Raw genomic sequence first — 20,843 nt, 5'->3', positions numbered from 1 at the left:
CGGCCAAAGCCAGATGACAGCGGGGTTCTATGCACTATTTACAGCGGGATGCACGACGGGAAGGGATTATGCAGGCCGCCATGCGGCTGGCGCTGCGCGGCGGCTTTGCCGCCATGACCGTGCGGCAGATCGCCCGCGAAGCCGAGGTGGCCGCCGGGCAGTTGCACCACCACTTCTCCTCCATCGGCGAGCTGAAATCACAGGTTTTCATCCGTCTGATCCGCGAGATGCTCGATATGCCGCTGGTGGCCGAAGACGCCAGCTGGCGCGAGCGGTTATTCTCGATGATCGGCAGCGAAGATGGCCGGCTGGAGCCCTATATCCGCCTGTGGCGCGAAGGCCAGGTGCTGGCCGACAGCGACCCGGACATCAAAGCGGCCTACCTGCTGACCATGAACATGTGGCATGAAGAGACCGTCGCCATCATCGAGCAGGGCCTCGCCTGCGGCGAATTTCATTCGTCTGAACCACCGGCAGATATCGCCTGGCGTTTTATCGCCCTGGTGTGCGGCCTCGACGGGATTTACGCCCTTGGCACCCAGGCCCTGGACGATGCAGCGTTTAGCCGTTATTTGAATAAGATGATTACCATGGAATTGTTTTAGCGGACGCTGCCAGAGCGTGGCAGGGATCCATCGCGGGCACTGACTGCTGGCGGAGGCCATTGACCCCGTTGCGCCGTTAGTTTGCCGGATGGCGGCTACGCCTTATCCGGCCTGCAAAACGCTTCTATCTTCATTCGATAGCTTTCCCTCAGGCCCGGTCAGCGCAGCGCCACCGGGTATCAGGAAATTTACTTCCCGGCTTCCGGATGGGTATCGAACGCCGCCATTACCGCCGCCAGCGCCGCTTCACTAAAGCCATGTTTAGGATCGTCCACGCCCAGCCCGAAGCGGGTCTGCAGCGCTTCATACAGCGCGGAGACATCGGCAAAATCGATCTTCTCCACCACGTGGTTATTCTCCCAGTGGGTAAAGTGGAAATTGGTGAGGGTCATTTTGCCGCCGTCCGGCAGATGACGGCACATCAGCAGATGGTGACGGAAGTGAGACTGTGGCCAGTGCGCCGACCAGAAGTTGCCCATCACATAATCAGACGCATACTGGCGGCCTAAATCGAAATGGTACATCGACTGCCAGTGCTCGTGATGGTTGAACTGCAGCGTCCATTCATCCCCTTCATGCACCAGACGATAGCTGCCATGCGGCGTTTGCTGGGGGATATCGGCCAGCAGTTTGATCGGCGCGGTCAGCGTCTGGCCGCCGAAGCCGACGTCGGCGATCCAGCGCTCGCCCGCCACTTCCACCAGCAATAAACGGTGAGTACGCGGCGGCATCTGCGGCGGATTGGCCAGCACTACGCGGCCAAGCAGGCTGCGGACGTTAAAGCCTATCTCGCGCAGCACGCGCTCAAGGAGACCATTTTGCTCAAAACAATACCCCCCGCGGCGGGCGACGATCAGCTTCTCTTCCAGCGCCCGATCGTCAAGGTGGATCTCACGCGGCAGCAGGACGTCGAGGTTTTCAAAGGGGATGGCGCTGTTATGCTGCAGATGCAGTTCCCGCAGGGTATCAATGGATACATCAGGCTCACCCGTCCAGCCCAGACGGGAAAAATAGGCGCGTAAAAAGGGACTCATCAAGGCCTCCAGCTGTAGGTGTCCGACATTTATAGCCTATTTTTCCGCGCCGACCGTCTTTTTTGTGCGCTTGTCGTTAACCACGCGTGCTGCGCTGCATCAGCGCCAGCGCCGTCAGCATCAGGACCAGACCGGTCAACAGCGTCAGGCTGGCCATCGCCATGCCCTGACCGACGGAACCCTGTTCGAACTGGCGCCAGATAAACACCGCCACGGTTTGCGTACCGGCCGGAGAGAGCAGCAGCGAGGTCACCAGCTCCCGGGAGGCCACCGCGAACACCATCAGCATCGCCGCCAGCAGCGCCGGAAAGACCAGCGGCAGAACAATCAACCGCAGCGCCTGCAGTGGCGACGCCCCGTGCACCCGGGCGGCGGGCTCAAGATTGTGGCCCAGCTGGCGCAGCGCGCTGCCGACATAGCGCACCGGCCAGGGCAACAGCAGGCAGCAATAGGAGAGCAGCAACATCCACAGCGTGTTATAGGGCGAGCGCGGCCAGAAGGGCTGATTCCACAGCAGGATCAAACCGACGCCTACCACCACGCCCGGCAGCGCCGCCGGCATCAGTGACAGCGCGTCCACCATCCCGCGCCCTTTAATCTTCTGCACCATCACCAGCCAGGCGGCCAGCAGGCCCAGCGCGCCGACAATCAGCGCCGAGCCCAGGGCCAGCGACAGGCTGGTGCCGAGGGCCGACAGGGCATCCCCCTGCTGGTCAAACAGCGCCGCGAAGTGACGCAGCGTGACATTCTCAACACTCACGCCCCCTGAGAGCGTGCCCATCACGCTGGTGAGCATCATCGAGGCGGCGGGGACGCCGACCGCCAGGCCGCCGACGGCCGCCATTATCAGCACGGCGGGCAGCGTCATCACGCTCAGCGATGCTCCGCGGTTTTCTCCCGGCTTGCCGGTGACGCTGGTGACCTCTTTCTCCCCCACCAGCCGTATTTGCAGCCACCAGGCGAACAACGCCACCGCCATCAGCAGCAGCGACAGCAGCGCGGCGCCGGTAAGGTCCACCGGCCAGTCGGCCAGCTTTTTCTCAATACCGACCGTCAGCATCACCACTCCCGCCCGGCTGCCCAGCGCCGCCGGTACGCCAAACTCCTCGATGGCGAGGGTAAACGCCAGCAGCGTGCCCGCCGCCAGCGCCGGGGAGAGCATCGGCAGTGTCACGTGCCAGAAGGCGCGCCAGGCGCTGGCGCCATGGACGCGGGCGACCACCGCCAGCCGGGTCCCGCTCGCCAGCAGGCTGCGGGAGACGGCAAAGTACACCACCGGGAAAATATTAAAGGTCATCACCAGCACGATACCGCTGCGGCTGAACAGCAGATCGTTCAGTTGCCAGCCGGTCAGCTGCTGCAGATAGCCCTGGCTTTGCAGGGCCAGCATCCAGGAGAGCGCCGAGATATAGGGCGGCGTCAGAAAGGGGATCAAAAACAGGAGATCCCACAGTCGGGGCAGCGGCAGCGAAAACATACCGCGCAGGATGCCGAGCGGCAGGCCAATCATTACGCTGACCAGCGCCACGCCGGCGGCGATCCACAGCGTACCGCCGAGCATCGCCGGTAACTGGGGATCGGCCAGCAGCGCCGAGACGCCGCCAAAGGCGTCCCCGAGCGAACCGGCGCTAAAATGGGGAAAAATCGCCTGCAGCAGAATAAACACTAACGGCAACGCGACCAGCATCACCAGGGCAGCGAGGGTCGCGCCGGAAAGGAATGTTTGTTTCACAACCGGTTCCTGAAGCTGAGGGGTCCCCCGGCGGCCAGCGCCGGAGGAACCGAGTCAATTACTGCGCGTACAGCTGACTGAAGCGGGCGAGCACGGCGCCCCGCTCGCTGCTGCCTTCGCTGGTGGTGGGCAGCACCTTCAGCGCGTCCAGTAGCGGACGTTTGGCCGCCACGTCGCGGCGGGCGGGCATCAGCCAGGCATCGGCAACCCTCGCCTGACCTTCCGGCGACAGCACATAATCGATAAAGGCTTTGGCATCGTCGGCATGCTGGCTGGTTTTGAGGATCATCATCGGGCGCGGGGCAATCACTGTTCCGCTGGCCGGGAAGATCACCTTCAGCGACTCGCCCTGCTGAATATTGCCGTAGGAGACATAATCCACCGCGCCAAATACCGCCGCTTTCGCCCCCTGCATCACCGGCGTCACCGCCTGGGCGTTGGGTCCGCTGACCACCATGCCGTTCTTTTTCAGATCGTCAAACAGTTGCCAGGCCTGGTCGCCCATGCTGTTTTGCAGCCCGATCAGCAAATCCAGCGACGCACCGGAGAGCGCCGGGTCGGGGATTGTCACCTTGTCTTTAAACGCCGGCTGGGTGAGATCCCGCCACTCTTTCGGTTCCGGGGTACCGCTTTTACTGTTCCAGACAATGCCCAGGGCGGAGACGCCCTGGGCGATATAGTCCGCCGATTTCAGGTTCGCCGGTACCTGGTCGGCGTTGGCGCTCGCAAAAGGCAGCAACCAGCCCCGCTGGTGCAGATCTTCGGCGGTATCCCACGAGGCGGAGATCAGCACATCCGCCTGCGGGTTGGCCTGCTCGGCCTCCAGTCGGGCCATTACTTTGCCGGTGGTGGCCTGGAAAACCGTCACCTTCACCCCGGTCTGTTGTTCAAAACCGCTGGCCAGGCTTTTCGCCAGCGAGCCGGGTCCGGCGGTGTAAACGGTCAGCGCATGGGCGCTGGAGAGCATCATGGCGGAAAGAGCCATCGCGAGTACCACTCCTTTCTTAACGGTCATAACGGTGTTCATGCAACTTCCCCTGAGGTTGGCGTAACGGCGCGGACAGCGGCCACGCGGCCCGCGGATAAATGGACAATCTGGTCGGCTAACAGCTCGGCTTCACGTCGGTCATGGGTGACATACACGGCGGTGATGCCGAGCTGTCGCAACAGGCGGCTCATTTCGCCGCACAGCGATTCGCGCAGTTCGCTGTCCAGGTTGGAGAGCGGTTCATCAAACAGCAGCACCCGCGGTGCGGCGACGATCGCCCGCGCCAGCGCCACCCGCTGCTGCTGACCGCCAGAAAGACCAGAGGGTTTACGTTCGGCGAAACCGTTGAGGCCTACCCGCGCCAGCGCCTCGCTGACCCGGCGCTCGCGTTCGCTACGGGAGACGCCGCGCATGCGCAGCGGAAAGGCGACGTTCTGCGCCACGCTCATATGCGGCCAGAGGGCGTAATCCTGAAAAACCATGCCGATATCGCGCTGCTCCGGGGGCAATCCCCATCCTGCGCGGGCGACCAGCCTGTCGCCAAAGCGGATTTCGCCGCTGGCCGGCACGCTCAGCCCGGCCAGCAGACGCAGCAAAGTGCTTTTGCCGCAGCCGGACGGACCCAGTAGCGCCACGATGCGGCCGGGGTCGATATGCAACGAGAAATGGTCAAGAACGGGAGTCTCTGCGAAGGCAAAAGAGACCTCCTGCAAGGTGATAGGGGTCAGCGTGCGCATCATCGCCCTCCCTTTCGGGACAGCGAGACCTGCCCGGCGGCCGACATCCGACGGGGCACGCTCACCTGGGATAACATCAGGGGAGCCAACATATTGTGATCCTCTTTGGGACTTAGTGCTGGCGACTATAGTCAGACGAGATGACGTATTGATTACATTTTCATTGCGGCTTAACGTGTTACCTGCCAACCGACCCATTATTCAAGGAACGCCTATGAGCCGCTTTCGCCACGTTGAACTGCAGTACGCCAGCCGCCTGCTCAACCACGGCCCGACCATTTTGATCACCAGCTACGATGCCCCGTCTGACCGGCGCAACGTCATGGCCGCCGCCTGGTCAATGCCGGTGGAATTCGCCCCGCCGCGGGTGGCTATCGTGGTGGATAAAAGTACCTGGACGCGGGAGATCATCGAGCGCAACGGCACCTTCGGCATTGTGGTCCCCGGCGTCGCCGCCGCCAGCTGGACCTACGCCGTCGGCAGCGTCAGCGGCCGCGATGAGGACAAATTCAATGCCTGGGGGATCCCGGTAGTGACCGGCCCGGAGCTGGGGTTGCCGCTGATCGAGGAGAAGTGTCTGGCATGGATGGAGTGCCGACTGCTGCCGGCGACGGCGGCCCAGACCCAGTACGACACCCTGTTCGGGGAGGTGGTGTCTGCCGCCGCCGATGAACGCGCGTTCGTCACCGGACGCTGGCAGTTCGACGACGATAAGCTCAATACCCTGCATCATCTTGGCACCGGCAATTTTGTCGCCAGCGGTCGTCATGTGCGGGCAAACTCCCTCGACGAATAAGCGTGACCTGCCGCGGGTGGCAGATTTTTCCCCTGCCCGGCCTGCGGCCCTCCCTTTTCAACCCGGAGGGCGGCGGCGATCGGCGCTGGGGGTCAGGCCAAACACTTTTTTATACAGAGTGGTAAAGTGGTTGCTGTTGGCGAAGCCGCACAGATAAGCCACTTCGGTAATGGACATCTCCGTTTCACGTAATTTGACCCGCGCGGAGACCAGTCGCAGACGTTTCAGATAATTATCCGGCGTTAAGCCCGTGGCCTCTTTAATATGGCGAAACGCCGTGCGGGTGGTGAGATGAAATTGCTCCGCCAGTTGCTGCCAGTTATGTTCTTCGAAACAGTGCTCCTGCAGCCAGGTGAGTAATTTATGCAGTTTATAGCGGGTGCTGCTATATTCGGCTTCCGACTCGGCTGTGAGAATGGTGGTCACCAGCTGGAAAAAGAGAGACTCCCGTTGCGGGGTATTATCCGCCGCCCTCAGCGCCGGGGAAAATATCTTTTCCACCAGTTCCCGACAATAGCTGCGGGTCTCCGGTGCCAGCCAGCCATAGCAGGCGGCGCGCTGCGCCGATAATTGCTGCAGCAATCCTTCCATCTGCTGTAAATAGCGAAAGGCCACCGCCGGATTAATTAAGACATTAATCAGCTTCAGCGTCCCCAGTTCATCATAATAGTGGACATCGCCAGGCTGGACGTAAAATACATCGCCCTGCTGGATATACAGCGGGCGGCCATTAATAACGTGTAATCCATGCCCCTCCTCGACGATCACCAGCTCGGCAAACTCGTGGCCATGTTCCTGGCTATTATCTTCCGGGTCGCTGGCGTACATGCCGAGCTTATCCTGGGGATGGGTGAAATAATACTCAACGGTCAGTGTCATCATTACAGCAAATCCTGAACAGCCTGGTGCGCAGGGGCACGATAATCTATTCCGACCTTCGCCACGCGCCCGATGTGCGGATTTGTGATCGCCAGCGCCCCCACCTCATTATTCCTGCCATTTTCACTGACGGTTTGGCATTGCCAGAGTGGTGGCGCCGCCAGACGACGGCCTATGCTGCGCCTAACCTAATGGAGAGGACGCAGTATGTCACAGGCAATTCAATACAATTCCAGTGTGGCGATGACCCGCCATCCGCATTTATTACAGCGTGCGGCCGCCCTAACGCCCGCGCTGCATCGTCAGCGCCAGGCACCACAGGCCATCGTCGAGGCCGTCGCCGATCCGGCGGCGCTGAACGGCTGGCGGGGACACACCGTCTGCACGCCTGAGCAGTTTTATCAGCAGCCGCTTCGCGTCGGCGACAGCATCATCATTGATTTTGGCAGCCATTTTGTTGGCTACCTGCAGTTCAGCTGCCGCAGCGTCGGCAGCCCACCGGATGCCCCGGCCCATCTGCACTTCACCTTCGGCGAAACGCTGAGCGAAGTCTGCGAGCCGTTCAGCGAGTACCAGGGGTGGCTGAGCAGTAGCTGGTTGCAGCAACAGGATCTGTGGCTCGACGTCCTGCCCGCCCGGGTTGACCTGCCGCGTCGCTACTGCCTGCGCTACCTGAAGGTGGAGGTCAAAGCGCTGTCGCGCAAATTTCGTCTGCAGTTCGATGAGATAGCCCTGGAAACCGTTACCTCAGCCGGCAGCCCGCAGCCAGCGGTCATCGCCGATCCGCAGTTGAAAGCCATTGATAGCGTCGCGGTTCGCACCCTGCAAAACTGCATGCAGGAGGTATTTGAGGATGGGCCGAAACGCGACCGTCGGCTGTGGCTCGGCGACCTGCGCCTGCAGGCGTTGGTCAATGACGTGACCTTCGGCCACCACGATCTGGTCCGCCGCTGCCTGTACTTGTTTGCCGGCCATACCCGGGAAGACGGCATGGTCTCCGCCAATGTCTTTGTCCAGCCTGATGTGCGCGCCGATGACACCTTTCTCTTTGATTATTCATTATTTTTTATCGACGTACTTTATAACTACCTGCAAAGCACCGGCGACACGGAAACCGTCGGTGAGCTGTGGCCCACGGCGCGGCGGCAAATCGAGCTGGCGCTGACCCGCTGCGATCCCCAGGGTCTGGTGCGCGACAGCGATGACTGGTGGGCATTTATCGACTGGCAGGCAGAGCTGAATAAACAGTCGTCGGCGCAGGGGGTGCTTATCTACTGCCTGCAGCGTGCCCTCTGGCTGGCGCAGCGTGTTGAACCGCAGCGGGTAGCCGACTACACCGCTACGCTCGCGCAACTGAAAGAGGCCGCCCTCCGCCACCTGTGGGACAGCGAGCGGCAGGTGTTTATCAGCGGCGCCGCGCGCCAGGTCTCATGGGCATCGCAGATCTGGCTGGTACTGGCGGAAGTTGGCACCGCCGGGCAGCGGCAAGCGCTGATGCGCCGCCTGCAGCAACAGCCGCCCGCCATTGCCATGAATACCCCGTACTTGCGCCATCATCACATTGTCGCCCTGCTGCAGTGCGGCCTGCGCGAGGAGGCGGTGGCGGAGATCAAAGCCTACTGGGGAGCGATGGTTGACTACGGCGCCGACACCTTCTGGGAAATTTTCGACCCACAGCATCCTGACTTTTCCCCGTATGGCAGTAAGCTCATTAACAGTTACTGCCATGCGTGGAGCTGTACCCCGGCCTGGTTTATTCGCCAGTACGGACTTTAACAACAACGATAAGCGAGTGATTTATGGCAGAAACAACGTTTACCCTGTGGCGGCAGCGCCTTGGCTATGGCATTGCCGATCTCTCCTGCAACCTTGTGTGGCAGATGATCTCTCTGTATCTGATGTTCTTTTACACCGACGTGATGGGCCTCCCGGCCTATTACGTTGGGCTGATGTTCCTGGTTACCCGGCTGGTGGATGGCGTGGCCGACGTGTTGATGGGGCTGGTGATCGACAATACCGCCACCCGCTGGGGGCGCTGCCGTCCCTGGCTGCTGATTGGTGCCCTGCCTTTTGGTCTGCTGTGTATTCTGGCCTTCTATGTGCCGGATTTCGGCACCACCGGCAAACTGCTGTACGCCTTTATCACCTATCTGTGTCTGTCGTTCCTCTACACCCTGGTGAACATTCCGTTCTGCGCCATGCTGCCGTTTTTAACCAGTGATTCCGCAGAGCGCACCACGCTGTCGGCGGTACGTATTCTGCTGGGATCCCTCGGGGCCACCATCGTCGCCGTGGCCACCCTGCCGCTGGTCGGCATGCTGGGCAAAGGCGACCAGCAGCAGGGGTTCCTCTATACCGCGGTGATTTTTGGCGTACTGGCGGCCTTTTTCCTGCTGGTGAGCTTTCGCAACGTCGAAGAAAAGATTACCCTCACCGGGGAGCGCATGACCCTGAAACGCGCCTGGATTAGCCTGCGCGCCAATCGTCCGTGGTGGATCTTCGCCAGCAATATCTTTCTGATGTGGGGGGCATTCTTCTTTCAGACCGGAGCGCTGGTGTACTTCTTCCACTATTACGTCGGGAATACCGAGCTGACGGCGGTTATCGCCGGGATCTCCACCTTCGTTCCCCTGCTCGGCACCCTCACCGTCCCGTTGCTGGCCCGACGCATGAAAAAACGTCATGTCTATCTGGTGGCCAGCGCGGTCAATCTGCTCGGGATGGGGATGATGATGCTGTCTGGCACCTACGCGCTGGGGCTGATCGTCGGGGCGGTGATCCTCTCCCTTGGCGCCGGTCAGCGCACGGCTATCTATTTCTCGATGCAGGCCGACCCGGTGGATTACGGCGTGTGGAAAACCGGCATTAATACCGCGGGTATCCTGACCTCGATAAACGGCTTTCTTGGCAAGGTGGCGATGGCCGGCGCCGGGGCGATCACCGGGGCACTGCTCTCCTCCGGCGGCTATATCGCCAACCAGGCGCAAAGCGACAGCGCCCTGTTGGCCATCAAGGCCTGCTATCTGTATATTCCGGCGCTGTTGATCCTCGCCTCGATGCTGTGGATGGGCCGCTTCTACCGCCTCGACGATCACTATGAGCAGATCCGTGCCGACCTCGATGCCGGACGCGGCGCCTCGCCAGCCCCGGCCCCGACCACCGGAGAATCCCCCGCCATGTAAGGCGCCCCGCTGCTTTAACCTCTGGATAAATTAAGGACTTTTATGCGTATCTCTGTGATTAGCGCAGCGGTTTGCTGCGCCCTTTTTCCGCTCACCAGCGTCATCGCCGCCGGGTTGAGCGTCGAACAACGGCTGGCGCAGCTCGAAGCGCGCCTCAATCTCGCCGAACAGCAGGCCAGCGAAGCCAGCCGCCGCGCGCAGCGGGCAGAACAGCAAACCGCCGCCGCCGAACAGCGCGCGGCGGCGGCGGAGCAGCAGGTGCAGGCGCTCAGCCAACAGACCTCGGCTCGCGAACAAAAACAGCAGGCCACCAATCAGCAACTGAGCGAGCAGCTGGCGAAACGCGCCCCGGACGATGGCTTTACCTTTAACGCCTATGCCCGTTCCGGAATGTTAGTCAACAGCCACGGCAAAGGCGCCCGCGGCGGGCCAGGCATCTCCCCGGCCAGTTCGCTCAACGGCGATGCCCACGTCGGTCGTCTCGGCAACGAAAAAGATAATTACGCTGAGCTGAGCTTTGGCAAAAAGCTCACCTTCAACGATGGCTCATGGGCGCGCTTTAAGACCATGCTCGCCGACGGGGCCACCAACCCGGATCCGTGGGTTCAGGACAACGACAGCCACCATCTGAACATTCGTCAGCTGTACGTCGAGATGGGCGACTTCGCCGAGTTCACCGGACCGTTAAAACGCGCCTCGATCTGGGCCGGCAAACGCTTTGATCGGGATAACTTCGATATCCACTTTACCGATAGCGACATCATGTTCCTCGGTGGCACCGGCGGCGGGATCAATGATGTCGACTGGGGAAGCGGCCTGCGCGGCGATTATTCGGTGTATGCGCGTAACTTCGGCGACCTTGGCAGCGATAATTACGCGGATAATGACATCCAGAATCTGCTGTTCACCGCCAACCATTTTTACGGCAACTGGCAGCTGATGACCACGGTGATGACCGCCCAGGGTAACGATGACCTGAAAGATAATACCTCGACCACCGGGAGCTATGCCCTGCGCAGCGATAACACCGCCAAAAACGGCTACTACGCGATGCTGGCCCTGCACGACAAACAGCAGTTCTACGGCCTGGCGCCAGGGGTGTCGGAAAGCGCACTGCAGTACGGCGTCGGGCTGGGTGCCGAAGCGCGCCAGCCGGGGAGCGATGGCGATCTGACCGAGAACGCGGCTTCCCTGCGCTTTGCCTCGTACGGGATCCTGCCGCTGGGGAAAAACTGGCAGCTGGCGCCGTCGGTGATAGCCCAGCACAGCGAAGACCGCTATCGCGACGGCGACCGCTACGACTGGGCGACGTTTAACCTGCGGGTATCGCAAGGGATCTCCGCTCACTTCGCCCTGCTGTATGAGGCCTCGTGGCAGTATATGGATCTCAATCCGAACGGGCGCAGCTATCGCTATAATGACAACGTTTATCAGTATCAGGCGGTCCGCGGTGATTTCTACAAGCTGACCTTCGCCCCCACCTTTAAAGTGGGCGATGTGTTTGATATCAAAGCGCGGCCGGAGATACGTTTCTTTGTCACGTGGATGAACTGGGATAAAGACCTGGATCGTTATGCGATCAACGATGATTTCGGCAGCAAAGGCTTTACCGCTGGCGGGACATGGAACTTCGGCGTGCAGACGGAGATTTGGTTTTAATCAAACGGCCCGTCCGGCTCAAATGCCAGGACGGGTTGATTTAAATACACGCTGTTACTTTGTCACTATGCCAGTGCTGTATGAAGTAATATAAACTCATAAAATAAAAAAGATAACAGGCTAAAAAGATAAAGGTTGTTTTTATAATTTCGACAAGTGACTTTCGTTTTTTCTCAACGATGAGAAGATCGTGAAACCTTTCTTGCTGTTGTTCTGGTGTTAAATTATCAACTATTTTATTTTTTATATCATCGTGAATCTTTTTAAACGTTCGCTTTTCACCTGGAAAGCTACCGTGTAGAAGAAACAAAAAAATAAAGAAAAGCATCACGAATGCTAATATCCGAATACTGGGCTCAGTTACCCCCCAGCATCCAAGGGTAGCAATAAACAACCAGATACCATGAGTGTTTGCTCGCGCTCTAAACCTATCAATATGAGCGCTGTATTTATTGATTTCTTTCAAAATAGAATCGTTGGTTTCCATACGTAATGCACTCCTTTTTAAAGGCCCCGGTTACGAAAGAGGGCAAACTCTGCCATTTTCCTTGCGAAGAATAACCTTTCAAACAACCTTCAGCAAGTTGATAATCAATGGATTCCCCTGAAGCAATAAAAGCAGTTTTCTGGCTGCACCGGTTGGGTGACGTCATTTCGTTTCCCAGCTTTTAACCAACTCGTAGCTAACGCCAACGGCCGCTGCAAAGTCCTGCTGGTTTAAACCTGTGGCTTCACGTATCGCTTTCACGTCAATTTCGCTGAAAGTATGAACGTGCTTCTCCTTCGGCATTTGTTCACCTTTCTCGATCCTGACCATTTCTTCTGCACTCGCCAGCAGATCGGCAAACAATTCGTCTTTCATACCCACCTCGGTTGGCTCTCTGGCGCTTAGGATAGATGAACATGCTGTTTCTCTCAGTGCGTCGCCGGAGAAGCCCCTCCCCGGGGGCGGCGCAAAGCGCCTTGCCCGGGCTACGGAACTTCGGCATGCAGACGGAGATTTGGTTCTGACCGAGCGTCACTGGCGGGCATCATGCCCGCCAGTGGCAATTACATGCTATAACCCGGCTTCTTTATCAGCTGCGCCATCTGCGGGGCGATCTCACTGTCCCACACCGCCTGCCACGCGTCCGGCTCAACCTGAGTCAGCGCGACGCTGACGGCGCTCTCTTTGCTGTTCAGATGGCGGATCAGCACCTCTGTGATGTCGGCGGCCAGCGCGGTTTTTTGTTCGTCAGTCAGTTCACGGGGAAAACATTTAATATCTACATGCGGCATAGCAAAGACTCCTTGTGGTCAGAGCCATAACGCTACCACAGAATGGCCGTTCTGGTTGCCATCGCGTGCGTTAAATCAGCTTGTTACGGCGTAGCGCCACGGCCAGTTCCGGTCGCTGACAGACCGCCCGGGCGATGGCGGCGAATTTTGGCGCGTGGTCGTCAAACCACGCCTGTCGCGGCCCCCAGCTGTACATCGCCGCGATATAGCAATCCAGCAACGTTACCGACGAGCCCAGCGCCCACGGCCCGGCAGCCAGCTGCTGTTCGAACCAGAGATAGAGATTTTTCCGGTACTGGCGACAATTCTCCACCAGTTGCTCTGCGGCGGCGGGCGCCCAGCGTTCCGGGTAATCGGCATAGGTAAAGGTGGGATAGATGTTGGCCACCAGCCAGACCAGCAGACGCTGGAACTGTTGACGCTGCGGCGTCCCCGGCGCGGGGGCCAGATCGGGACGCTGATCGAGGATCATCAGCGCGATGGCGGCGGTTTCGGTCATGATGCTCCCATCGGCCAGCCTCAGGGTGGGCACCTGGCACAGCGGATTAATCTGCCGCAGACGCTCGCGCGCCGGACCGGGCTGGTCAAAGCCCTCCACGTCAACCACCTCGTAGGGAATATCGGCCAGGGAGAGCATCAGCTCGCTAATCGTCGAGCCCCATCCCGGCACGCCATAAACGGTAATCATGGTCTGCCTCCAGGGTAAAGCCTAAGTGTAGGCAGAAATTCGCCGCTCACCCACCCGGCACACCATGCCCTGAAAAGGCAGGCCTACGCCGATTCTCGTGCCACCAGCTGAAAGCCGATATCTATAATCACCCCGCTGTCTTCTCCCCCTTCGATGCGGTCAGCCAGCAGCGTAGCGGCCCGTTCACCGATGGCATGACGGTCGACGCTGACGGTAGTGATAGCCGGACGATTGCTGGCGGCGAAATCCAGATCGCCAAAACCGATCACCGCCAGATCCTGCGGTACGCGTAGCCCCCGGCTTTCGGCTTCCATAATCGCCCCCTGGGCGAGGGTGTCTGAGCTGCAGATGATTACATCAAACTCGCCGGCGGCGAGCAGCTCCGCCAGACCGCTTCGCCCCAGCGCCAGCGACGCCGGGAGCGGCACTTCAACCTGAGGCGCATCGTCCAGCCCTTTTTTAGCCAGTCGGGCACAGAGCCCCTGCTTACGCAACATCGCGCGCGCATCGCCCGCCCACAGCAGGCCTGGTCGCTGGTAGCCTTTCTCCAGCACGTACTCGCCAATGGTTTCGCCCACTTTTTCATGGGAAAAACCGACCAGCATATCCAGCGGCGTCGGGGTGAGATCCCAGATTTCCACCACCGGCGTGGCGGCGTTAAGAATCGTTTTCTTTAACAGCGGCGCATGCTGGATGCCGGTTAACACCACGCCATCAGGGCGCCGCGAAAGCAAGGTGGAGACCAGCTCGGCCTCGGTCTGCCGGTCATAGCCCGCCACGCACAGCAGCATATGGTAGCCGCGCGCCGCCAGGCTATCGCTCAGCGCCTGGATGGTATCGACAAACATATTGTTATTGATTTGCGGTACCACGACCGCCACCAGCTTGCTGCGCCTGGAGGCGAGGCCGCCGGCCAGCGCATTGGGGATATAGCCCGTCGCCTGCACCGCCAGCATCACTTTCTCTACCGTTTTTGGCCTGACCAGCTGGGGCGTATTCAGCGCCCGACTGACCGTCATCGGCGACAACCCGGCGCTGCGAGCCACATCCTCCAGCGTCGGCGCCCGCGTCGGTTTTTTGCTTTTCACGGCTAAGCCCCTGTGTTAAGTCGTTTCCTGTGGGCATTATTGATGATGCCCCACGCAATTGCCAGCGCCCGCCGCGTCTCCCCTAACAGAATCAACGACCTGCAATATAAAATGTTATCGCTATCATTATGACTTGTCACTTTTCACAAACTGTTTTGAATTGTGACCTGCACAGCAAAGTTTTCGCCTTTATAACGGCCAATTGTGATCGTTTGTACAAATTAAAACCACTAGCGTAGCGTCAAAAGCATTTCACCATTACAAATGATAGCGCAATCATTTTATAATCAAAAAGGACACCACTATGACCTCAAGCGCCAATTCCGAGTCCGTAACCTACGCCAAAGCTTTCGGCGTCAAAACCGCCGCTGAAACCGGTGACCGCATTGACCACGTTAAACTGTCGCTGGCTTTTCTGCCGCTGGCCACCCCCGTCAGCGATGCCAAAGTGCTGACCGGTCGCCAAAAACCGCTGACCGAAGTGGCGATTATCATCGCGGAAATTCACTCCCGGGATGGATTCACCGGCGTCGGCTTTAGCTACTCGAAACGTGCGGGCGGCCAGGGTATTTACGCTCACGCCAAAGAGATAGCCGATAATCTGCTTGGCGAAGATCCGAACGACATCGACAAGATCTACACCAAACTGCTGTGGGCCGGGGCTTCCGTCGGCCGTAGCGGCATGGCGGTACAAGCTATCTCCCCTATCGATATTGCCCTGTGGGATATGAAAGCCAAACGCGCCGGTCTACCGCTGGCCAAACTGCTGGGTTCACATCGTGATTCCGTGCAGTGCTACAACACTTCCGGCGGCTTCCTGCATACCCCCCTGGATCAGGTGTTGAAAAACGTGGCTATCTCCCGTGAAAACGGCATCGGCGGGATTAAACTGAAAGTCGGTCAGCCTAATACTGCCGAGGATATCCGTCGTCTGACGGCGGTGCGCGAAGTGCTGGGTGATGACTTCCCGCTGATGGTCGATGCCAACCAGCAGTGGGATCGCGAAACCGCCATCCGCATGGGGCGCAAAATGGAGCCGTTCAATCTGATCTGGATTGAGGAGCCGCTGGATGCCTATGACGTCGAAGGCCACGCGCAGCTGGCTGCCGCGCTGGATACGCCGATTGCCACCGGCGAGATGCTGACCAGCTTCCGCGAACATGAGCAATTGATCCTCGGCAACGCCAGCGACTTCGTGCAACCGGACGCCCCGCGCGTCGGTGGGATCTCCCCGTTCCTGAAAATAATGGATCTGGCCGCGAAACACGGTCGCAAACTGGCTCCGCACTTTGCCATGGAGGTGCACCTGCATCTCGCCGCCGCCTACCCGCTGGAGCCATGGCTGGAGCACTTCGAGTGGCTGAACCCGCTGTTTAACGAGCAGCTAGAACTGCGCGATGGCCGGATGTGGGTTTCCGAACGCCATGGTCTGGGCTTCACCCTCAGCGAGCAGGCCCGCCGCTGGACCCAGCAAAGCTGCGAGTTTGGAAAACGCCCGTAATGACTTTTCCCGGATGACGGCGTCCACGCCTTATCCGGGCTACCGTTCCGCAAACCACTGAGAACCCGTAGCCCCGGTAAGCGCAGCGTCACCGGGAATAAACCTCTGACCCGCTGTACTCGCAATACACGAAATCCGTCAGCAAGCATCAAAGCGGCCTGAAAGATGACGTGTCTTCACAACCCTGCAAAGGAGTTGAATAACATGCAACAGCAAATAAAACGCAGCAACGTGCGTTACGGTATATTGGTTTTTTTATTTCTCGCGACCGTATTTAATTATGCTGACCGGGCCACCCTGTCCGTTGTCGCGCCGATGATGAGTAAAGAGTTAGGTTTTGACCCTGAAGCAATGGGCCTGGCCTTTTCGGTGTTTGGTATTTCCTACGTCATTATGCAAATCCCCGGCGGCTGGCTGCTGGATAAATATGGTTCGCGGTTGGTCTACGGCTGCGCGCTGATTGGCTGGTCGGTCGTCACTATGTTTCAGGGCACTATTTATCTGTTTGCCAGTCCGCTGGTGGTGCTGGTGATCCTGCGTCTGATGATGGGGGCCATTGAAGCGCCCGCTTTTCCGGCCAACAGTCGCCTGAGCGTCCAGTGGTTCCCCAATAAAGAGCGTGGATTTGTCACCTCGGTCTATCAGGCCGCGCAGTATATTTCGCTGGGCATTATTACGCCGCTGATGACCATCATTCTGCATAATTTAAGCTGGCACTATGTCTTTTATTATATTGGCGCTATCGGGGTGGTGCTGGGAATATTCTGGCTGGTAAAAGTTAAGGATCCTTCACATCATCCTAAAATTAACCCGCAGGAGCTCGATTATATTCGTGAAGGCGGCGGCGTACCGGAATTAGGTAGCCAAAAAACGCCGCAAAAATTAACTCTCGCGCAGATTAAAAGCGTCTGCGTCAATCGCATGATGATCGGGGTTTATATCGGCCAGTTCTGCGTCACATCGATTACCTGGTTCTTCCTCACCTGGTTTCCGACTTACCTCTACCAGGCCAAAGGCATGTCAATCCTCAAGGTCGGGTTTGTCGCCAGTATCCCGGCCATAGCTGGATTTATCGGTGGCCTGCTGGGCGGCGTGTTTTCGGACTGGCTGCTGAAACGCGGTTACAGTCTGACCACCGCTCGTAAGCTCCCGGTGATCTGCGGCATGCTGCTCTCCTGCGTCATTGTCGTCGCCAACTACACCTCCTCGGAAGTGGTGGTAATCGCCGCCATGAGTCTGGCGTTCTTTGCCAAAGGTTTCGGGAACCTCGGCTGGTGCGTGCTGAGCGACACCTCGCCGAAAGAGATGCTCGGTATTGCCGGTGGCGTGTTCAATATGTGCGGCAACCTGGCGAGCATCATTACCCCGCTGGTCATCGGGGTGATCCTCGCCAACACCCACTCGTTTGATTACGCCATCCTCTACGTCGGTTCCATGGGCGTGCTGGGCCTGTTCTCCTATCTTTTTATCGTTGGGCCGCTGGATCGCTTGACGCTCACTCCGCGCACCGTTTGATTGAAGACCCTGGCGAGCATTCGCCTCCGCTGTTTCGCGTCGTACTCCGGCGAAACAGCGGTTTTTTAGTAGGTTATCCCCGGCGGGTTGACCACCGACTGCGCCACCGCCTCGCCCTGCTCTCCCCAGCGCGCCAGCACCTGCTGATATTCACCGCGGGCAATCGCCCCGTCGAGGGCTGCCTGCAGGGCAAAGACCAGGCCGTTGCCTTTTTTGGTGGTCGTCGCCACCCACGCTTTTTTCGGCCCCAGGCCCACCACCCGGGTCTGGCCGTTAAGGGCGGCCTTATAGGCTGCCACCGACTGCGGGCCGAAAAAGATATCCGCTCGCCCGGACTGGATATAGAGGTTGCCGGAGGCATCATCGGTCAGGTAGACCGGCTGGGCCTGCGGCCGTCCGGCGGCACGGTTGTCCTCATTCCAGCCCAGCAGGATCCGCTCCTGATTGGTGCCGGACCCGACGATCACTTTGCGCCCGGCGAGGTCGGCGGGTCCGTTTACCGCGGCGATGTCGCTGGTGGATTTCACCGAGAAGGCCAGGGAGTCCACCCGGTAAGTCGCAAAATCGAACTTCTCTTTGCGCTTCTCGGTTACCGCGATATTGATCAGCGCCACATCGTAGCGGCCGGAGGCGATGCCCAGCGGCCAGTCCTCCCACGCGGTGGGCACCAGCCTGAGTTTCAGGCCAAGGCTTCCGGCCAGCAGGCGGGCCATATCCGGGTCGCTGCCGATCCGCGTGCGGTTGTCGCTGGCCAGCAGCGCCAGCGGCGGCGAATTGAGCGCCGAGATCGCCACCGTCAGCGTCCCCGGCTCGACGAAGCGATAGCCCGGCGGAATTTTCGCTATCGCCTGCGGGTCGCGGGTGACCGGCAATGGCTGCTCATTGGCACGCAGATCCAGCGCCGCGTGAGCGCTCATGGCAAAAGCGCTGAGAACAAGGGTCATTAGCGCTCTGTTCATGACGGCAGTACCCTGGATAAAAACTGTCGGGTACGCGGATGCTGCGGATGGTTGAGCACCTCGTCGCTGCTGTCGACGATCCTGCCGTCGACCATAAACACCACCTGGTCGGCCACCTCGCGGGCAAAGCCTACCTCGTGGGTCACCACCACCAGGGTGGTACCGGAGCGCGCCAGCTTCTTGATGACATCCAGTACCTCGCCCACCAGCTCGGGATCCAGCGCCGAGGTGGGCTCATCAAACAGGATCACCCGCGGGTCCAGTGCCAGCGCCCGGGCAATCGCGATACGCTGCTGCTGCCCGCCTGAGAGATGCCGCGACCAGGCGTCGGCTTTATTGCGCAGTCCGACAACGTCCAGCAGTTCATAGGCGCGGGCAATGGCCTCTTTGCGCGTGACCTGCTTGTGGGCGATCGGCGCCTCAATCAGGTTCTCCAGCACCGTCAGGTGCGGAAACAGGTTAAAGTTCTGGAACACGTAGCCGACGTTGATCCGCTGGCGGAGGATCTCCTTCTCTTTCATCTCATACAGCTTGTCGCCTTTGCGGCGATAACCAATATAGTCGCCGTCAATCTGAATAAATCCCTCATCGACACGTTCGAGGTGATTGATGGTGCGCAGCAGCGTCGACTTGCCCGAGCCGGAAGGGCCGAGGATCACCGTCACCGTGCCCGGGGGGATCTCCAGCGACACATCGTCCAACGCCTTGTGGCGGCCATAGTATTTGCTGACCCCGGTGATAGAGATATGGCCATTATGAGAGCTGGGCATGAACGGCCTCCTGCGGCTGTGGTTGACGTGCGGGTTGATTCAGACGACTGCTGCGGGCGCTGTTTACCGCCGAGCGGCGCTCGCTGCGCGCCAGGGCGCGTTCCACCAGATACTGAATGGCGGAGAGGACGCTGGTGATCGCCAGATACCAGGCGGCGCCGACCATCAACAGCGGGATCACCTCCTGGGTACGGTTGTAGATCATCTGGATGGTGTAGAACAGTTCCGGCATCGCCAGGACGTACACCATCGCCGTTCCCTTGGCCAGACTGATGATCTCATTGAAGCCGGAGGGCAGGATGGTGCGCAGCGCCTGCGGCAGAATAATGCGCAGCGTACGTCGCCAGGCGGGAAGCCCCAGTGCAGCGGCGGCTTCATACTGCCCATGGTCGACCCCTAAAAAGCCGCCGCGAATAATCTCCGCGGTATAGGCGCTCTGCACCAGCGTCAGGCCCACCACCGCCGTGGAGAATTGCCCCAGCACGTTAATGGTCTGATAGCTGGCCCAGGTGACGCCGGTAAAGGGGATCCCCAGCGACAGGGTGTCGTAGAGATAGGAAAAGTTGTACAGAATAATCAGCACCACAATCATCGGCAGCGAGCGAAACAGCCAGATATAACCCCAGGCGAGGCTGCTGAGCAGCCACGATGAGGATAAGCGGGCCAGCGCCAGCAGGCCGCCGAAGATCACGCTCAGCACCGTGCCGAGCAGGGTCAGGAGCAGGGTTTGTCCCAGCCCCTCGAGGATCACCGGGTCGAAGAACCAGCGGGCGAAGACGCCCCACTCCCAGCGCGGGTTAAAGGCCACCGACTGGATCACCACCGCCAGCACCAGCAGGGCGACCAGGGCCCCGACCACCCGCAGCGGATAGCGCGCCGGCACCACTTTTATTGTTTCAGATGAATGCATCATGCCTCCTCAAGCGCTGTGACTGAAGGCGCTCACCGCCAGCGCTTTAGTGAACCGCAGCCGGCCATCGTACGGCGGCTGACTGTACTCTTCCGGGTCTCGCGTGAGGTCAAACTGCGCCTCATACCCCTGGCTGAGATAGAGCTTTACCGCCTCCGGCTGACGGAAGCCGGTAGTCAGGTAGATATGGCTGTACCCGGCCAGCACCGCCCGCCGCTCCAGCTCCTGGACCACCTTCGCCGCCAGCCCCTGCTGGCGCAGACGGCGGTGCGTCCAGATACGTTTGATCTCCGCGGTGTGGCGATCTTTCGGTTTATAAGCGCCGGTGGCGATAATTTCACCCTCACGCTCAAGGACGATAAACAGCCCCTGCGGCGGCAAATACCACTCAGTCAACTCCACTTCCGCATCGCGGGAAAAATAGTCGCCGTAGCGGGCGGCATATTCGGCAAACAGCCCGCTAATAATCGGCTGCAGCTCCGGTGCGTCCGGAGAAATATCGCGGAATGCTTCGCTCATCGC

The 20,843-nt window shown here is 59.5% G+C and carries 20 protein-coding genes and 1 pseudogene; 7 read left to right on the top strand and 14 right to left on the bottom strand.

Annotation, left to right across the window (positions count from 1 at the left end; translation table 11 throughout):
- The first annotated feature begins 29 nt into the window (after positions 1-29).
- Entirely contained in the window at positions 30-605 is a 576-nt protein-coding gene (locus CW267_RS01105) for a TetR family transcriptional regulator (protein ID WP_032738859.1), read from the top strand.
- 188 nt (positions 606-793) lie between these two features.
- Here the strand turns inward: CW267_RS01105 and nhoA are convergent, their stop codons facing one another.
- From nhoA to CW267_RS01085, 4 genes are all read right to left on the bottom strand, one after another.
- The gene (nhoA, locus tag CW267_RS01100) at positions 794-1,639 is read right to left on the bottom strand and encodes an N-hydroxyarylamine O-acetyltransferase (RefSeq protein ID WP_032754496.1); all 846 of its coding nucleotides are present in this window, start codon (positions 1,637-1,639) and stop codon (positions 794-796) included.
- Positions 1,640-1,715: 76 nt separating this feature from the next.
- Positions 1,716-3,371 carry an ABC transporter permease gene (locus CW267_RS01095; protein ID WP_032754498.1) on the bottom strand — a complete coding sequence of 552 codons (1,656 nt, stop codon included), beginning with the start codon at positions 3,369-3,371 and terminating at the stop codon, positions 1,716-1,718.
- A gap of 58 nt (positions 3,372-3,429) precedes the next feature.
- Positions 3,430-4,398: an ABC transporter substrate-binding protein gene (locus CW267_RS01090; protein WP_032735752.1), complete on the bottom strand. Its 969-nt coding sequence runs from the start codon at positions 4,396-4,398 to the stop codon at positions 3,430-3,432.
- Positions 4,395-5,099, bottom strand: a complete 705-nt coding sequence (locus tag CW267_RS01085) for an ABC transporter ATP-binding protein (RefSeq protein ID WP_165787413.1) — start codon at positions 5,097-5,099, stop codon at positions 4,395-4,397. The genes CW267_RS01090 and CW267_RS01085 overlap by 4 nt, the downstream gene beginning before the upstream one ends.
- A 211-nt stretch (positions 5,100-5,310) precedes the next feature.
- On the opposite strand from CW267_RS01085, the gene CW267_RS01080 reads away from it, so the two are divergent.
- On the top strand, positions 5,311-5,892 hold the full coding sequence (locus CW267_RS01080; protein WP_004151228.1) for a flavin reductase family protein: 582 nt from the start codon (positions 5,311-5,313) through the stop codon (positions 5,890-5,892).
- A 57-nt stretch (positions 5,893-5,949) separates the two neighbouring features.
- Here CW267_RS01080 and CW267_RS01075 read toward each other — a convergent pair whose 3' ends face one another.
- Positions 5,950-6,774 (bottom strand): helix-turn-helix domain-containing protein, encoded by an 825-nt coding sequence (locus tag CW267_RS01075; RefSeq protein WP_008804719.1) that lies wholly within the window; start codon positions 6,772-6,774, stop codon positions 5,950-5,952.
- Between the two features lie 204 nt (positions 6,775-6,978).
- Here CW267_RS01075 and CW267_RS01070 point away from each other — a divergent pair, with 204 nt between their 5' ends.
- From CW267_RS01070 to CW267_RS01060, 3 genes are read left to right on the top strand one after another with little or no spacing between them, the layout of a single operon-like run.
- Positions 6,979-8,547, top strand: coding sequence for a family 78 glycoside hydrolase catalytic domain (locus CW267_RS01070; RefSeq protein WP_100780989.1), 1,569 nt, complete (start codon positions 6,979-6,981; stop codon positions 8,545-8,547).
- A 23-nt stretch (positions 8,548-8,570) separates the two neighbouring features.
- Positions 8,571-9,953 (top strand): MFS transporter, encoded by a 1,383-nt coding sequence (locus tag CW267_RS01065; RefSeq protein ID WP_032735757.1) that lies wholly within the window; start codon positions 8,571-8,573, stop codon positions 9,951-9,953.
- A gap of 42 nt (positions 9,954-9,995) precedes the next feature.
- A complete protein-coding gene (locus tag CW267_RS01060) occupies positions 9,996-11,612 on the top strand; it encodes a carbohydrate porin (protein WP_032730489.1) in 1,617 nt (538 codons plus the stop codon).
- 40 nt (positions 11,613-11,652) lie between these two features.
- Here the strand turns inward: CW267_RS01060 and CW267_RS01055 are convergent, their stop codons facing one another.
- The 5 genes and pseudogenes from CW267_RS01055 to CW267_RS01035 form a co-directional block, all read right to left on the bottom strand.
- Positions 11,653-12,099, bottom strand: coding sequence for a hypothetical protein (locus tag CW267_RS01055; RefSeq protein WP_064165799.1), 447 nt, complete (start codon positions 12,097-12,099; stop codon positions 11,653-11,655).
- Positions 12,100-12,177: 78 nt separating this feature from the next.
- Positions 12,178-12,474 (bottom strand): annotated as a pseudogene (gene nadS, locus CW267_RS01050) (NadS family protein).
- Positions 12,475-12,662: 188 nt separating this feature from the next.
- Complete coding sequence (gene pptA / locus CW267_RS01045) at positions 12,663-12,890, bottom strand: tautomerase PptA (RefSeq protein ID WP_002906690.1); 228 nt, start codon at positions 12,888-12,890, stop codon at positions 12,663-12,665.
- Between the two features lie 70 nt (positions 12,891-12,960).
- Positions 12,961-13,578 carry a glutathione S-transferase family protein gene (locus tag CW267_RS01040; protein WP_012541578.1) on the bottom strand — a complete coding sequence of 206 codons (618 nt, stop codon included), beginning with the start codon at positions 13,576-13,578 and terminating at the stop codon, positions 12,961-12,963.
- Positions 13,579-13,661: 83 nt separating this feature from the next.
- Positions 13,662-14,666, bottom strand: a complete 1,005-nt coding sequence (locus tag CW267_RS01035) for a LacI family DNA-binding transcriptional regulator (protein ID WP_032735759.1) — start codon at positions 14,664-14,666, stop codon at positions 13,662-13,664.
- Between the two features lie 304 nt (positions 14,667-14,970).
- On the opposite strand from CW267_RS01035, the gene CW267_RS01030 reads away from it, so the two are divergent.
- Together CW267_RS01030 and CW267_RS01025 are read left to right on the top strand one after the other, a co-directional pair.
- Positions 14,971-16,167 carry an L-talarate/galactarate dehydratase gene (locus CW267_RS01030; protein WP_022066149.1) on the top strand — a complete coding sequence of 399 codons (1,197 nt, stop codon included), beginning with the start codon at positions 14,971-14,973 and terminating at the stop codon, positions 16,165-16,167.
- Between the two features lie 204 nt (positions 16,168-16,371).
- Complete coding sequence (locus tag CW267_RS01025; protein ID WP_032421387.1) at positions 16,372-17,682, top strand: MFS transporter; 1,311 nt, start codon at positions 16,372-16,374, stop codon at positions 17,680-17,682.
- A 65-nt stretch (positions 17,683-17,747) separates the two neighbouring features.
- On the opposite strand, the gene CW267_RS01020 is transcribed toward CW267_RS01025, so the two are convergent.
- Genes CW267_RS01020 through CW267_RS01005 form a run of 4 tightly spaced genes read right to left on the bottom strand, consistent with a single transcriptional unit; the run spans position 17,748 to position 20,840 of the window.
- Complete coding sequence (locus CW267_RS01020) at positions 17,748-18,599, bottom strand: transporter substrate-binding domain-containing protein (RefSeq protein WP_162494483.1); 852 nt, start codon at positions 18,597-18,599, stop codon at positions 17,748-17,750.
- Positions 18,600-18,637: 38 nt separating this feature from the next.
- Entirely contained in the window at positions 18,638-19,411 is a 774-nt protein-coding gene (locus CW267_RS01015; RefSeq protein ID WP_100780988.1) for an amino acid ABC transporter ATP-binding protein, read from the bottom strand.
- Complete coding sequence (locus CW267_RS01010; protein WP_100780987.1) at positions 19,395-20,321, bottom strand: amino acid ABC transporter permease; 927 nt, start codon at positions 20,319-20,321, stop codon at positions 19,395-19,397. Before CW267_RS01010 ends, CW267_RS01015 begins: the two co-directional genes overlap by 17 nt.
- Positions 20,322-20,330: 9 nt before the next feature.
- On the bottom strand, positions 20,331-20,840 hold the full coding sequence (locus CW267_RS01005) for a GNAT family N-acetyltransferase (protein WP_008804708.1): 510 nt from the start codon (positions 20,838-20,840) through the stop codon (positions 20,331-20,333).
- Positions 20,841-20,843 lie beyond the last annotated feature (3 nt).

Origin of the sequence: Klebsiella sp. X1-16S-Nf21, from assembly GCF_002837615.1 — a bacterium.
Lineage (GTDB): Bacteria > Pseudomonadota > Gammaproteobacteria > Enterobacterales > Enterobacteriaceae > Klebsiella > Klebsiella variicola.
The sequence above is the reverse complement of the archived record's forward strand: the minus strand, read 5'-3'. Positions and strand labels throughout refer to the sequence as shown.

Excerpts from the sequence above, each read along its gene's own strand:
- CW267_RS01020 (WP_162494483.1), bottom strand. The coding sequence starts at position 18,599 with ATGAGCGCTCACGCGGCGCTGGATCTGCGTGCCAATGAGCAGCCATTG.
- CW267_RS01040 (WP_012541578.1), bottom strand. The coding sequence starts at position 13,578 with ATGATTACCGTTTATGGCGTGCCGGGATGGGGCTCGACGATTAGCGAG.
- pptA (WP_002906690.1), bottom strand. The coding sequence starts at position 12,890 with ATGCCGCATGTAGATATTAAATGTTTTCCCCGTGAACTGACTGACGAA.
- CW267_RS01010 (WP_100780987.1), bottom strand. The coding sequence starts at position 20,321 with ATGCATTCATCTGAAACAATAAAAGTGGTGCCGGCGCGCTATCCGCTG.
- CW267_RS01075 (WP_008804719.1), bottom strand. The coding sequence starts at position 6,774 with ATGATGACACTGACCGTTGAGTATTATTTCACCCATCCCCAGGATAAG.
- CW267_RS01015 (WP_100780988.1), bottom strand. The coding sequence starts at position 19,411 with ATGCCCAGCTCTCATAATGGCCATATCTCTATCACCGGGGTCAGCAAA.
- CW267_RS01105 (WP_032738859.1), top strand. The coding sequence starts at position 30 with ATGCACTATTTACAGCGGGATGCACGACGGGAAGGGATTATGCAGGCC.
- CW267_RS01065 (WP_032735757.1), top strand. The coding sequence starts at position 8,571 with ATGGCAGAAACAACGTTTACCCTGTGGCGGCAGCGCCTTGGCTATGGC.
- CW267_RS01060 (WP_032730489.1), top strand. The coding sequence starts at position 9,996 with ATGCGTATCTCTGTGATTAGCGCAGCGGTTTGCTGCGCCCTTTTTCCG.
- CW267_RS01070 (WP_100780989.1), top strand. The coding sequence starts at position 6,979 with ATGTCACAGGCAATTCAATACAATTCCAGTGTGGCGATGACCCGCCAT.
- nhoA (WP_032754496.1), bottom strand. The coding sequence starts at position 1,639 with ATGAGTCCCTTTTTACGCGCCTATTTTTCCCGTCTGGGCTGGACGGGT.
- CW267_RS01055 (WP_064165799.1), bottom strand. The coding sequence starts at position 12,099 with ATGGAAACCAACGATTCTATTTTGAAAGAAATCAATAAATACAGCGCT.
- CW267_RS01085 (WP_165787413.1), bottom strand. The coding sequence starts at position 5,099 with ATGATGCGCACGCTGACCCCTATCACCTTGCAGGAGGTCTCTTTTGCC.
- CW267_RS01080 (WP_004151228.1), top strand. The coding sequence starts at position 5,311 with ATGAGCCGCTTTCGCCACGTTGAACTGCAGTACGCCAGCCGCCTGCTC.
- CW267_RS01005 (WP_008804708.1), bottom strand. The coding sequence starts at position 20,840 with ATGAGCGAAGCATTCCGCGATATTTCTCCGGACGCACCGGAGCTGCAG.
- CW267_RS01030 (WP_022066149.1), top strand. The coding sequence starts at position 14,971 with ATGACCTCAAGCGCCAATTCCGAGTCCGTAACCTACGCCAAAGCTTTC.
- CW267_RS01025 (WP_032421387.1), top strand. The coding sequence starts at position 16,372 with ATGCAACAGCAAATAAAACGCAGCAACGTGCGTTACGGTATATTGGTT.
- CW267_RS01090 (WP_032735752.1), bottom strand. The coding sequence starts at position 4,398 with ATGAACACCGTTATGACCGTTAAGAAAGGAGTGGTACTCGCGATGGCT.